The organism is Caproiciproducens sp. (assembly GCF_053840905.1).
This window is the reverse complement of sequence record NZ_JBNLXQ010000003.1, coordinates 217217-231882: the sequence shown is the minus strand read 5'-3', so window position 1 is coordinate 231882 and position 14666 is coordinate 217217. Positions and strand designations below refer to the sequence as shown.

The 14666-nt window shown below is 46.4% G+C and carries 10 protein-coding genes; 9 read left to right on the top strand and 1 reads right to left on the bottom strand.

Annotation, left to right across the window (positions count from 1 at the left end; all coding sequences use genetic code 11):
• Window positions 1–8 precede the first annotated feature (8 nt).
• The 8 genes from pglX (at window position 9) to ACQGQ5_RS04265 (ending at window position 12920) form a co-directional block, all read left to right on the top strand.
• Window positions 9–3587 (top strand): BREX-1 system adenine-specific DNA-methyltransferase PglX, encoded by a 3579-nt coding sequence (gene pglX, locus ACQGQ5_RS04300; RefSeq protein WP_455735357.1) that lies wholly within the window; start codon window positions 9–11, stop codon window positions 3585–3587.
• 12 nt (window positions 3588–3599) lie between these two features.
• The gene (gene pglZ, locus ACQGQ5_RS04295; RefSeq protein ID WP_455735356.1) at window positions 3600–6209 is read left to right on the top strand and encodes a BREX-1 system phosphatase PglZ type A; all 2610 of its coding nucleotides are present in this window, start codon (window positions 3600–3602) and stop codon (window positions 6207–6209) included.
• Between the two features lie 23 nt (window positions 6210–6232).
• Entirely contained in the window at window positions 6233–8296 is a 2064-nt protein-coding gene (gene brxL, locus ACQGQ5_RS04290; protein ID WP_455735355.1) for a protease Lon-related BREX system protein BrxL, read from the top strand.
• Window positions 8297–8366: 70 nt separating this feature from the next.
• Window positions 8367–9371: a restriction endonuclease gene (locus ACQGQ5_RS04285; RefSeq protein WP_455735354.1), complete on the top strand. Its 1005-nt coding sequence runs from the start codon at window positions 8367–8369 to the stop codon at window positions 9369–9371.
• A 541-nt stretch (window positions 9372–9912) separates the two neighbouring features.
• Entirely contained in the window at window positions 9913–10458 is a 546-nt protein-coding gene (locus tag ACQGQ5_RS04280; protein ID WP_455735353.1) for a GNAT family N-acetyltransferase, read from the top strand.
• Window positions 10455–10955: an AAA family ATPase gene (locus ACQGQ5_RS04275; RefSeq protein WP_455735352.1), complete on the top strand. Its 501-nt coding sequence runs from the start codon at window positions 10455–10457 to the stop codon at window positions 10953–10955. The genes ACQGQ5_RS04280 and ACQGQ5_RS04275 overlap by 4 nt, the downstream gene beginning before the upstream one ends.
• Window positions 10956–11113: 158 nt before the next feature.
• Window positions 11114–11908: a hypothetical protein gene (locus ACQGQ5_RS04270; RefSeq protein WP_455735351.1), complete on the top strand. Its 795-nt coding sequence runs from the start codon at window positions 11114–11116 to the stop codon at window positions 11906–11908.
• Between the two features lie 247 nt (window positions 11909–12155).
• Window positions 12156–12920: a class I SAM-dependent methyltransferase gene (locus ACQGQ5_RS04265; RefSeq protein ID WP_455735350.1), complete on the top strand. Its 765-nt coding sequence runs from the start codon at window positions 12156–12158 to the stop codon at window positions 12918–12920.
• Between the two features lie 390 nt (window positions 12921–13310).
• Here ACQGQ5_RS04265 and ACQGQ5_RS04260 read toward each other — a convergent pair whose 3' ends face one another.
• Window positions 13311–13862: a TetR/AcrR family transcriptional regulator gene (locus ACQGQ5_RS04260; protein ID WP_455735349.1), complete on the bottom strand. Its 552-nt coding sequence runs from the start codon at window positions 13860–13862 to the stop codon at window positions 13311–13313.
• Between the two features lie 137 nt (window positions 13863–13999).
• Between ACQGQ5_RS04260 and ACQGQ5_RS04255 the strand changes: the two genes are divergently transcribed.
• A complete protein-coding gene (locus tag ACQGQ5_RS04255) occupies window positions 14000–14638 on the top strand; it encodes an oxygen-binding di-iron domain-containing protein (RefSeq protein ID WP_455735348.1) in 639 nt (212 codons plus the stop codon).
• Window positions 14639–14666 lie beyond the last annotated feature (28 nt).

Below are 14666 nucleotides of genomic sequence, written 5' to 3'. Positions count from 1 at the left end.
AGCCGGTTATGGATAAAAACGCCATCAAAAAATATGCGGTCTGGGCGAGGCGCGAACTGATCTCCCGCGTGAGCCAGAAAGCGCTGCAATACGGCATTACCGAAAAGAACATGGTGGATGCCGGCGCGGACAGCGTGAACGGCCATCTGCTGACGTCTGTGGAGAAAAAGCAGCGTCAAGCACTCATTGCAAAGATCAAGAAGGAAAACTATGGGCAGGTCATGGAAGAAGTGGCCTACACATGGTTCAACCGCTTTATCGCGCTGCGCTTTATGGAGGTCAACGGCTATCTCCCCACCCACGTCCGCGTTTTTACGGATGCGAACAACGCTTTCAAGCCTCAGATTCTCACCGAGGCCATTCATCTGGAAATGGACGGCCTTGACATGGATAAAGTCTATGCTCTCAAAACCGCCAACCAAACCGACGAACTTTTCAAATACCTTATCATCACCCAGTGCAATGCGTTGAGCGCCATCCTGCCGGGAATGTTCCAGAAAATTGAGGACTACACCGAGCTTCTGTTCCCGGATAACCTGCTGCGCGAAGGCAGCGTCATTGAGCAGATGATTGCGATGATCCCGGAGGAAGACTGGAAAGACGAAGTCCAGATTATCGGCTGGCTGTACCAGTATTACAACACTGAGCCGAAGCAGGCCGTGTTCGACGGATTGAAAAAGAACATCAAGATCACGAAAGAGAAAATCCCCGCCGCGACGCAGCTTTTTACGCCGGACTGGATCGTCCGCTACATGGTGGAAAACAGCCTCGGCCGCTTGTGGATTGAGGGGCATCCGAATGACGAGCTGAAATCCACGTGGAAATACTATCTGGATGAGGCGAAACAGGAGCCGGAAGTGCAGGCGCAGCTTGAGAAAATTCGGGAAGAATACAAAGCGCTGACGCCGGAGCAGATCAAGTTCATCGACCCCTGCATGGGCAGCGGCCATATTTTGGTGTACGCTTTTGACGTGCTGATGCAGATCTATGAGAGTGAGGGCTACAATCCTCGCGATGCGGCGAAATTGATACTGGAAAAGAATCTCTATGGGCTGGACATCGACCGCCGAGCTTATCAGCTTGCCTATTTCTCGCTGATGATGAAAGCGCGGCAGTACAACCGCCGCATTTTCGACGCTGGCGTAAAGCCGCAGGTCTACCACCCGGCGGGCTTCCCCGATGGCGAGGAATACGGTTCGCTGGTGAAGGTGGATACGCTTGAAGATAAACCGCAGGAAAAAGGTATCGGAGAACAAATTGAATTCGATGATAACTATGAGCGTGACTTGCGTGTATGGAACTTCAAACGGTTATTAGCTCAGAAGTACGACGTGGTTGTGACTAATCCGCCGTATATAGGTGCAAAGACTGGAATGAGCGACACTATGAGGTCGTTTTTACAACTTCACTATCCAGAACACAAAGGAGACACTTTCGCAGCGTTTGTCAAACGAGTTGCAGATATGTCAAATTCGACAGCCTACTTCTCGCTAATTATTCCAGAAAGTTGGCTTTCCCTATCCAGCTTTGAATCATTAAGGTCTGGTTTGATTCAGACAAACAGGATAACAAATCTGCTCCATCTTGGGGCAGGTGCTTTCGATTCTGGGTTTGGTACTGCGGCATTTGTAGCAGGTAAAATGTATGTTAAGACATACTTAGGTGCTTATGTACAACTGACTCAGTTTGCTGAAAGCAACGACAAAAAAAACGAGCTTTTGACTAATCCCCAAAAGAATACCTTCCATGCGCATCAAGAAGATTTCACACAGATTGACGGGACACCAATATCATACTGGGTAAGTCAGAAGATTTATTCTGGGTTTAATACCTTTCCCACACTTGATTCTATTGCGGATGCACGGCAAGGACTGACGACCTGTGACAACAACAGATTTTTGCGACTTTGGCATGAAGTGGTTATAGACGATGTATGTACTCACTATAACCTCAATACGGATGTCAGCGAAAACCACAAAACTTGGTATCCCTTCTGTAAAGGCGGCGAGCCACGCAAGTGGTATGGTAATAATGAGTTTGTTGTGAATTGGAGAGATGACGGAAGAGAACTAAAAGCATTCATAGCAAAAAAATATGTTAATTACACACGCCACGCAAAGAGTATTGCTTTCTATTTTCGGCACGGACTAACTTGGTCGGCCATTGCCAAGGACTTTGCCGTTCGTGTTTATCCTGATGGCTTTATATTTGCAGATAAGGGTCAAGCCGTTTTCACAAAAGACAAAGACTATTACTACTTATGTGGATTGCTTAATTCAAAGTATACAGCAAAAGTTCTTTCTGTTTTATCACCCACTCTTGATTTTAATTGTGGCTACATCAAGAGAATCCCCGTTGCCAAGATAAAGGATACAACACTAATAGAGCATCTTGTAAAAAGTTGTATCGAACTATGTGTGTTAGACTGGGACAGCTTTGAAACCTCGTGGGACTTCAAGCGGCATCCGCTCATTCAATTCAGAGTACCCGCAGCAGCTTGGGGAGATGAAAAGCCGAAGTTTACCATCCAAGCAGCATATATCGGAGTCAAAGCATTTTTCTCCGCAAATTTTGAAACCCTCAAGCGCAACGAAGAGGAACTCAACCGTATCTTCATTGACATCTACGGCTTGCAGGATGAACTCACGCCGGAAGAAGACGACAAAGACGTGACCGTGCATTATATTGCGGACACGAAAGAGGACGCACCGGAGGGAATGCGAAACAGCCCCTATCTATTGACAAAGCAGGATGTGATCAAAAGCTTGATTCCCTATGCCGTGGGCTGTATGTTCGGGCGATATAGTCTTGACAAAGAAGGCCTCATTTTTGCCGGGGGCAATTTTGACGAGGTTTACTGGAAATTCCTTGGTCAAGCTCCATGCGATAAAGACGGGAGTTTACCTTATGGTTCCGGGTATGCAGGCATAAGCTTAGCAAAATATCATTATCCTTATTTTAGAGATAGTAATGACATATCTACAGCAACAAAACTTACCTACTCACCGGATGTTGATAATTGCATTCCAATCTGTGACGACGATTATTTTGAGGACGATATTTTAGGGCGTTTCGTAAAATTCATTGAAGTGGTCTACGGTAAAGAAGCACTGGAAGAAAACCTAAAGTTTATCGCCGATGCGCTCGGCGGCAAAGGCTCACCGCGCGAGGTCATCCGGAATTATTTCCTCAATGACTTCTACGCCGACCACTGCAAGATTTATCAGAAGCGCCCGATCTACTGGCTCTTCGATTCCGGCAAAAAAAACGGCTTCAAAGCGCTCATTTATATGCACCGCTATCAGCCGGATACCCTCGCCCGGATGCGCACCGACTATGTGCATGAGCAGCAGGCCCGTTACCGTACCGCCATCGCCGATGTCGAGCAGCGCATGAACGGCGCCTCCGGAAGCGAACGAGTCAAGCTGAATAAACAGCTTGCCAAGCTGCAAGGGCAGGCAACGGAAATCCGGGAGTACGAGGAAAAGATCCACCACTTGGCCGACCAGATGATTTCCATCGATCTGGACGACGGCGTGAAACACAATTACGCAATTTTCAAGGACGTTCTGGCTCCCATCAAATAAGGAGGTGGCTGTATGGTCAGCATGGATTTGGATACCGTTATACAAGACCTGAACCGGCGGTTTGCCGCCCCTTTGCCGGAGTTCTATAGCCGCCGCATCATCTTCTGGCGTGATGAGGATCGGGAATTTGAGGACAAGCTGGATGATATTCGGCTGGGCAACGCAAAACTGCTTATTCTCACCGGCAACAACAACTTCGAGGCAAAGAAGCTTCTCACCGTTGACGACAGAAGCAGCAATTACCTTGTTTACAGCCCCTTTTCTTATGCCAGACCGGAAGACAACTGGCTCATCAACATCGAGCTATATAGCGAGGAGTTCCGCGCTGACCTTACTTCCATCTGGATGAACGAAATGGGCCTGCCTGCTTTACCTGTTCTAAGGAAGCAGGTCAAAGCCTACCGGAAATTTTTTAACTCCAAGGAACGCCGCGCTAAAATTTCGGTGCTGAACAAAAACATCACTACGGCGGCCCAACTTCATCTCGCAGTGATGGCGGCGCTCTGCGGCCTCAAAGACGTCCATCCGAACAGTATCATCCGCGCAGTCATTCGCGCCGGGCTGGATATAGAAACCAACAGTGTCTATCAAAGTTTTGTAAACTACGGCGCCCAAAATCCGTTCTGGGTGCTGGTGGCACAGGCCACCGGTTACCGCGAGGGCGACAAATCCAACCTCGGCAGATTGGCGATCCATATGCTGCTCACTGCCGCGACCAGAACGATGAGGATGGAGAACCTGGCCGGGCTGGACAGTCTGATCTCTTTACCGCATCAGGCGTATTGCTATGATTTTATTTCCGACTGGCTGCACAGCGACGACAACGGCCAACTGTACGAGATCGCCCGATATGCGGAAAACGAGGCGCGGCTGTACCAGCGATTCGGCAAACTCTCTGTGGAGGAACTTGCAGATACCGAGTGCTTCCCGTGCATCAACGAATGCATCCTCACTCAGATGATGACCGAGATCGGCGACCATATCATCGATGTGAATGCCATTACGGCCACGGTCGAGAAGCGCCGGGCGATGGTATGGTACGACACGGTTTCCTGCTATTACGACGGCATCCTTCAGGTCGCCAATATGCAGGCTTTCTTCCATGACCACTCCGCCGGTTTCCACACGGTGGAACCTCAGAAGATATGGACTGAATATACGTCCGACTATTATCAGATGGATACGGATTACCGCCTTTTCCATCAATGCTTCTCACGTTCTCTCAAAGTCTCCAACCCGATTCTGGATGACCTGTTCAAGCATGTTGTGGAAAAGGTTGAGGGGTTGTATACCACATGGTTCCTTGGGCAGCTTGGCAGCAACTGGTCGGATGCCTGCGCCGATGAGCTGGCAAAATACGGCCGCATTTTAGAAGTACCGCAGCAGACCAATTTTTACACAAACAAGGTAAAGAATACCGGCACCCGTGTGTTCGTGATCATCTCGGACGCCATGCGCTATGAAGTGGCGGCGTCTCTGGCGAAGCAGCTTCGCCGTGAAACCCAGAGCAAAGTGGAACTTTCAAGCTGCGAGGCCATCTTCCCGACCATCACAAAATTCGGTATGGCGGCGCTTCTGCCGCACCGAGATCTGACGGTGGATTACAAAAACGAGCGCCTTTCCGTTCTGGCCGACGGACAGTCGACCGAGAGCATTAACCGCGATAAGTTGCTGAAATCAGCCAACCCATCGAGTATTGCCCTGCAGTACAAGAACATCATTGGCATGAAGCGCGCGGAGCGCAGCGAACTTGTCAAGGGAATGGATATCGTCTACATCTATCACGACAAGATTGACGAAGCGGCCCACACTTCCGACAGCATGGTGTTCCCGGCCTGCGATGATGCCATCGGGGAAATCAAAAACATGGTGCGTATCATCGTCAACGAGTTCGGTGGCACCCGCATCCTGATCACTGCCGACCACGGTTTTCTGTATACTTATAGTCCGCTGGCCGAGGATGGAAAAGTCGATAAGACCAGTTTCAACCAGCAGGACGTTGAGTATGGCCGGCGCTACGCGATTATGCAAAAGGGCACGAAACCGGACTATCTGCTGCCGGTGAAGTTCCTTGACGGCAATACGGGTTTTGAAGCCTTTGCCCCAAGAGAGAGCGTCCGCATTAAGATGAATGGAGGCGGGTTGAACTTTGTCCACGGCGGAATTAGCCTTCAGGAGATGGTCGTGCCGGTAATCGATTATCATTTTCTGCGTAACGACAACAAAGCCTACCAGCGCAATCGGGAAAAGTACGATACGAGACCCGTTACCGTGAGCCTACTGTCCGCCAGCCGGAAGATCAGCAATATGATTTTCTCGCTGAATTTCTATCAGAAGGAAGCGGTCAGAGATAACAGGGTAGCGGCCACCTATTTGCTTTACTTTACGGATGTAAGCGGGAAGCCGGTCAGCGACACGACAAAAATTATTGCAGATAAGGCCAGCGATAATACACAAGAGCGAACCTTCCGCTGCAGCTTCAACCTCAAGCCGCTGAAATACAATAATCGGGACAGCTATTATCTGGTCATCGCCGACAAAACCGGCCTGCAGATGCCGCAGCGCGAAGAATTCCAGATTGATATCGCCTTTGCGGTGGACGATTACAACTTCTTTGAATGAGTGCCGCACGGGGAGGAACAGCAATGGAGCAGATACCTGAAGGGACAAGCTTCCGTGAAATCATCAAGGACAAGCTGCGCCAGAATTTCGACGGTAAAATTGTCCGCAAAGATCTGACCAAGAAAATCAAGGAAGGGGCCAATGTGCCCATCTATGTCCTTGAGTTCCTTTTGGGGCAGTATTGCAGCTCGGACGATGAGGAAGTGATCGAGGCTGGCATCCAGAAAGTAAAGCGGATTTTAGCCGATAATTTTGTGCGCCCGGATGAATCCCAGAAAATACTATCGATGCTTCGGCAGCGTGGCAGCCACACCGTCATCGATAGGATCACTGTCAGCCTGAATATCAAAAAGGACAGCTATGAGGCCGAGTTTTCCAATCTGGGCCTGAAAGCCATCCCGATTTCCGAGGAGTATCCAACGAAATACGACCGCTTGCTCTGCGGCGGCATCTGGTGCATTGTCCAGCTGGATTATGAGTACGTAGAAGAAGACAAGAAAAACGGCACCCCGATCCGTATCAGGAAACTAACCCCCATTCAAATGCCGCATGTGGATATCGATGAGCTGAAACGCGGCAGGAAAGCATTCTCCAAAGAAGAATGGATGGACGTTATGCTGCGTTCCATCGGGATGGAGCCGGATACGCTTTCCTATCGTGAAAAATGGCTGCTGCTTGCCCGAATGCTACCGCTGGTGGAAAATAACTTCAATCTGTGCGAGCTTGGACCGAGAAGTACAGGCAAATCACATCTGTATAAGGAAATTTCACCGAATAGCATCCTCATATCCGGCGGGCAGACAACCGTTGCAAATCTGTTTTATAACATGGGCCGAAAGACGGTCGGGCTGGTGGGCCTGTGGGACTGCGTTGCTTTCGACGAGGTCGCCGGTATCCATTTTAAGGATAATGACGGAGTCCAGATCATGAAAGATTACATGGCATCCGGTTCCTTTGCGCGAGGCAAAGAGGAAAAAGCCGCTTCTGCCTCTATGGTCTTTATTGGAAACATCAACCAGAGCGTGGATGTGCTTCTGAAGACATCCAGCCTGTTTGACCCGTTCCCACCAGAGATGGGGACCGATACCGCGTTTCTTGACCGTATCCACTGCTATATACCCGGATGGGAAATCCCGAAATTCCGGCCGGAGCACTTCACAGATGATTATGGCTTTATCACCGATTATCTGGCAGAGTTTATCAGAGAACTTCGTAAAGAGCAGTACGGCGACGCGCTGGATAAATACTTTCATCTTGGAAAAAATCTCAATCAGCGTGATACCATCGCCGTGAGGAAAATGGTAGGCGGATTCCTGAAACTGATTTATCCAGACGGGGAGTTCACAAAAGAAGAACTGGAAGAAATCCTGAAGCTGTCCCTGGAGATGCGCCGCCGCGTAAAAGAGCAACTCAAAAAGCTGGGCGGCATGGAGTTCTATGACGTGAATTTCTCCTATATCGATAACGAAACCTTCGAGGAACATTATGTCTCTGTGCCGGAACAAGGTGGAGGCAAGCTGATTCCGGAGGGCATGTGCAATCCGGGCCAGGTTTATACCGTTTCACAAGGCAAATCTGGCATGATTGGCGTCTTTCGTCTGGAGTCTCAAATGCTGCCAGGCAATGGGAAATTTGAACGCACGAGCATAGGCTCTGACCGCGATGCGCGGGAAGCCACCAACACAGCCTTCAATTTTCTAAAAGCAAACGGAAACCGGATCAGCGGCACCATCAGTACGACGACTAAGGATTACATCATAAACTACCAGGATCTTCAGGGCATCGGTATGACCGGAAAACTGGCCCTGCCGACGTTAATTGCTCTGTGCTCCATTGCTTTGAGAAAACCGACGCAAAGTTCGCTGGTCGTCCTCGGGGAAATCAGCATCGGCGGTACTCTGATCAAAGCGGATGAGCTTGCCAATGCGCTGCAGGTTTGTCTCGACAGCGGGGCGAAACGGGTGTTGATTCCCAGCACATCCTTCGTTGATTTTGCAACGGTTCCACCGGATTTGTTGAGCGCATTCCAGCTGATTCCGTATCAGAGTGCGGAGGACGCTGTGTTCAAGGCACTGGGTGTGGAATGATTCGGTGAGGAGAAAATAGAATGACTGAAGATTTATTAGCCATACTTGATGAAAGTAGGAGGCGGTAGATATGGAAAATAGCGATGAAAAGCGGGTATGGGGTATCCACACGATGGACGATTCCCTATTTTTGCATGAAGATGTTATCGCTATCGGTTGGAAAGACATGGGCGATTTGAAACAAATCGGAAGCAACCGGGACGCATTTAAAAAGCATTATGAGGAAGTATATCCTGATGCGAAAAAAGGTGCTATCGCGAATGGTGCCGGGATGCTTTATCGATTTGTCTATGAAGTCCAAGTTGGAGACTATATCGTATTTCCTTCCAAGATTGACCGCCAAATTAACATTGGTACCGTAGAAGGCGATTATACATTTAATCCGAATGCATCCGAATATGTTCAACAGCGAAAAGTAAAATGGTTGAGGCACTTCCCAAGGACAGCATTTTCACAAGGAGCACTTTATGAAGTCGGCTCAGCAATGTCTTTTTTCATGGTAAAAAATTATGCTGACGAGTATTTAAGCGCACTGGATAAGAATTTTAGACAGACAGCACTTTCCACAGAAGGCACTGAAGATGAGAGTATTGCAGCCACAGCAGATGAAATCGTCGAGACTACAAAAGACTTTATATTGAAAGAACTGAGCAAGCACCTCAAAGGATATGAGCTTGAGGAATTCGTAGCAGATTTGCTACGGGCAATGGGATACAGGACATCCATATCAAATCACGGCGGCGACAGTGGAATTGATATTACTGCATACAAAGATGAGCTACCGCCTCGCATTTTGGTTCAAGTCAAGAGTCAGGACGGCGATATAAAGGAAACGACTATTCAGTCTCTGAAAGGCGCTATGCGTGAGGGTGACTACGGCCTATTCGTTACACTTTCAAATTATACCAAGAACGCGCAGAAGTATCTGAGCAGCGTTCCGATTATACGTGGTATCAATGGCACGGAACTCGTGGATTTGATATTGAAATATTATGCTCAACTTAATGATAAGTACAAAAAAATGATTCCGCTGAAGATGGTATATATTCCAGTACCGAGTGAAGATGACAAATAATTTCCCCTGCACAGAAAAATTGCCAAACACAGACCAGACATTAATCTGATTGGCTCGTTGCATTTTATACTGGAAATGACATCAATCTCGTTCACTCGACCTCTGACCATGGACTTATTCCCGTGTATATACAAAAGAAAAAATACAGCGATGACTTATTTTATTTTCCTAAAATTTGGTAAAATACATATAAGACATTAAACTCATGACCTCGTTGCATTTTATACACGGAAAAACATCAATCTCGTTCACTCAACTTCTGACCATGGACTTATTCCCGTGTATACACAAAACGAGAAATACATCGATGACTTATTTTCTATCCCTAATATTTGGTAAAATACATATAAGACATTAAACCCATGACCTCGTTGCACGTGGAGACGGTGGTATTGATGTCGGCACTTCACGAGTGTACGGGATAGATGTTTTTTGAATCTGGCGGGGTTGTGTGGACGGGATGGATGTTGAGAGACAATCAATCATTCAAATATTCTGTTCAGCCAGTGTATTTGATGGCTTATAGAAAGGTTTCGTGATTATGGAACTGCAAACAAAGCGATTGACACTACGGCCGTGGAAAGATACGGATGCCGAGAGTTTATACGAATATGCAAAAGACCCGGATATTGGACCTATAGCCGGATGGCCGCCCCATAAAAGCATTGAGGAAAGCCGGGTTGTTATAAAAAATGTTTTTTGCGGTCAAGAGTGTTATGCCGTCTGCTTGAAAACGAATCTTCTGGCGATTGGCTGCATTGAGTTGAAGCTAAACGGCAGCACGGATATGACGGACAAAGACGATGAGTGTGAACTTGGTTACTGGATCGGAAAAGAGTTTTGGGGGCAAGGGCTTATTCCTGAAGCGGCCAAAGAGCTGATTCGTCACGGATTCGAAGATTTGGGTATGAACATAATCTGGTGCGGTTATTATGACGGCAATGTAAAATCAAAACGAGTGCAGGAAAAGCTGGGGTTTCTTTACCATCATACGTGCACTGAGGTCCCGGTTCCGCTTCTGGGTGAAACCAGAATAGGGCATACCAACTATTTGACAAAGGAACGTTGGTGTACAGAGGCTCCATGAAAAATATTTATCTAATCGGCGGCACCATGGGCGTAGGAAAAACGGCTACTTGCCAGATGATGAAGAAAAAATTGAACAATAGTGTTTTTCTTGATGGGGATTGGTGCTGGGATATGCATCCGTTTCGAGTAACCGCTGAGACGAAGCAAATGGTGCTGGAAAACATTTGCTTCCTCCTGAATAACTTTATACGGTGTTCAGGCTTTGAAAACATTGTGTTTTGCTGGGTCATGCATGACCAGGCTATTATTGACGATATTCTGTCCCGAATCGAAACCTCAAACTGTAAGGTTCACTTGATATCTTTGGTATGCGGCGAACAGGCGCTGCGAGATCGTCTGGAAAAGGATGTAAAGGCCGGAATTCGGACGGAGGATGTGATACGCAGAAGTATAGAGCGCATCCCGCTTTATCAAGCGTTGAATACCATTCAAGTCGACGTATCAAATAGAAGTCCGGAGCAAGCGGCGGATTTTATTATTGAGGAATGCCAATAGGTCGATTTGGCTTTTTACGGGTTTACCGGGGATGAACGGGATGGATGTTTTTTGGATTTGGCGGGGCTGTGTGGACGGGTTGGATGTAGGTAGGAAAATTTGCGAAATTTACAAGGACTATTATGTAAGAAATATTTTTTAACGATAGGAGGTTAATCATGAGAAAATCTGTAAGAATGTTAGGATCAGAATATGGTCTAACATCACAAGAAATGAATTATATTTTAAAGGAAGAAGGATATCTGAGCGGTGAGGCGGGGGAATACTCTGTAACCGATAAAGGCGCACCTTTTGCCGAAGAAGAGGATTTCCATCGTGGGACAGGCGGTTATGCGCACTATAACCGTTATTGGACCACAAGAACATGGGATGAAAGCCTCAAAGATGAACTTAATATCACTGCTGATATGAAAAAAGCTGCAAAAAATGCTGTGGCTGAAACAAGAAGACAACATTGGGATGATATAAAAGAGGCAAGATCTGAAGCTGATGCCGCTTTTTTGGAACGATACAAACAAAATGGTGAGAACGACAATACATTAGATGACTCTTCTGATGATGACTCGAATCTATCAGGAGCAGGATTAATAATCGGAGGGCTAATAGTATTAGGATATGGTGTATATAAGGCTGTTCCGCATGTTGTTAGATGGTGGAAAGGTAGTGCTGCACCTAAACTTACCGGCAAAAAGATGGTGAAGAAAATGATTTGTCCCTCCTGCGGGGATATAATGAAATTAGATGATAAAACAGCTGTTTGGAAATGCGACAAGTGCAGTTATTCTATTTTTGAAAAAGCCCTGAAGAATGGTGCAGTGTTCTGGTTTTGTGACAAATGTGAAGCCTTTATGAATACTCAGAAAGGGTTTAATACCGAACATGGCCATTGGACATGTTCAAAATGTGGCTTTGACAATGATGTTACAGACGCTAATGCTAATATAGATCAATAAGCACGAAATTCTGTTAACCTTACGGCAGCAGGGTCTCGTGCTATACAGGGGATTATTCCTCCACATCCACCGTCACGCCGGACTTGAATTCCACTCTCATAAACAGTGATCTTTTCAACCAATCACCGGACAAGGGATTCGTCGTATTCAATCAGGACGGCGGACTGCTCCCGCAGAAAAGCACTCATGTCGGCAATAAATGTTGAGCCATATAATTCAAAAAGGGAAAACTATGTGGAGTCAAGCCATGGAAGGAACAAAGGGAATGAGTAATCAAAATATTTACGACAACCAAGAGTTTTTTGATGGTTATAAAAGATTAAGAGGTAATCCTTCGGCAGCAAATGACATTGTTGAAAAACCTGCATTACTTAGCCTTGCCCCCGATTTGCACAATAAATCTGTGCTTGATATCGGTTGCGGTTATGGTGAAAATTGTATCCGGTTTCTTGAATTAGGTGCAACAAAAGTTATGGGTCTCGATATTTCTGCAAAAATGCTTGAAATTGCAAGAACTGAAAATTCATCTCTTAATATTAAATATATAAATAAAAGCATGACTGATTTGAATGGACTCTCAGAAAAGTTTGATGTTGTATTCAGTTCCCTTGCTGTTCATTACATTGAAGATTTCGATAAATTGGTAAAGGATATTTACAACCATTTAAATTACGGCGGTTATTTTATATTTTCGCAAGAGCATCCGCTAACAACTGCTTTGTTAACACAGGATTATTGGACCCTAAATTCTGAGAACGAACGCATTCATTATAACTTAACTACATATGCTCTCGAAGGCGAAAGAAAAGTAACATGGTTTGTTGATGGGGTTATAAAATATCATCGCACAATTTCAAGCATTGTTAATTCTCTTTCAACTGCAGGTTTTATTGTTGAAAAAATGCTTGAGCCCATCCCAAGTAAAGACATTATGGAACAATATCCTTCATATAAAAAATACATTCATAAGCCTGATTTTTTACTTGTCAAAGTTAGAAAAACAACTGAATAAAATGAGACTAATAAAATACATTGCAACCTTCAATTTATCTTTGCACCTAAACACAAAATAAAGCAAGGCATCCTACGTTAAAATTTCGTAGAGTGCCTTTCTCATTTATTATTCAGTTACATCCACCGTCAAACCGGACTTGAATTCCGCGGTGAATTTGTCCTCATATATGGTGACCTTTTCGATCAGCCGTCGGACAAGCGATTCGTCATATTCGGCAATGGCGGCGGACTACTCCCGCAGGAAAGCACTCATGTCGGCAATTCGATTGTTCAGTTCGTCGCGGTTGACGTCTGTAGACGTTTTTGATATCGGCGGTTCGCGAGTGTATAGGACAGATGTTTTTTGGATTTGGAGGGGTTGTGTGGACGGGTTGGATGGCAAAAGCCGTTAATCGATTGAAACGTTCAGCATGGTTAGGGATTCTTCCGTCTTAAACGACAGTGCGATTCTTGACATCTGTTCCGGGGTCTCTTTCATGCCGCGGGAAAACCATAGGATGCAGTTGTTATAAATGCCGCCGATGGTATAGGAAACTTCGTACTGTTTTTCAACTGTCGCGTTCTTCGTGCATTCATCCAAAAGAAACCGTTTAGACAGCACGCCGAGGAGAAGATACGACTGCCCTGTTCGGTGGATCAGCAACAGATCGTCCCTGTGCAGGTGCATGGTGCGGAAGATCGTCAGGGTATACTGTGTGAAATCAGTGCTGCCGGCTTTTTGATAAGCATCCAGAAACTCCTGCATGACGGCATCCAGATATTTTGAAAGGATCTCTTCTTTTGAAGAAAAGTGTCGGTAGTAGGTCGTTCGGTCTACACCGGCTTTTTTCGTGATATCTGCTATCGTAATTCTGGCGTATGGTTCGCTCTTCATCAGTATCAAAAGCGCCCGTGTGATATAAGACGCGATGCGTTCTCCAGTCAAATTCTTCTTTCTCATAAAGCAACAAATCCCCCTTGTATGTTGCAAATAAGGTCTTTCCTGTTGAAAAACAGGTTTTCCTCTGCTATTATAACAACAGATGTTGCTTTTATATTATCTAAATATCAAGATGTTGTCAAGAGGAGGAAATACCGATGAAGAAGATCACAGACAAGCTATATCAGTTCTCTATTTACATCCCGCCGATAGATTTTACGATTCACCAGTATCTGCTGGATACCGATCCGGCGATCCTTTTTGCAGCCGGAACGGCGCAGCAGGCGGAAGCGATTTTGCCCGACATTAAGAAGATTCTCGGAGATAAGCCTTTGAAGTATATCTTCGTTTCTCATGTCGAATCCGACGAGTGCGGCGGGATTTCGGTTCTTAAAAAAGCATACCCCGACGTAATCGCGATCTGCGGTGCGCTTGCGGCGAGGGAACTTCCGGGATACGGATATACAGGCAGCATCCGGATGGAAAAGGGAGGAGAGACTTTTACGGACGGTGATCTGAAATTGAAGTTCGTGGATTATCCTTCGGAAGTTCACCTGCAGAATGGCATCCTGTGTCTTGAGGAGAACAGCGGCGTCTTTTATTCTGCCGACATCGCTCTGCGATTTGGCAATGGCGTCGGAAAAACGATCAGGGGAAACTGGAAGGATGAAGTGAGCGCGATAGGCGCGGAACGGGTTCCAAATGAAAAAGCGTGTGCGAAGTTGAAGGAGGATCTCGGAGCGATTTCCCCGAACCTGATTGCGGCCGGGCATGGCTTCTGCGTTGAATGTAGGTAAGAAAGACATAGCTTCAAGCAATAAAAAG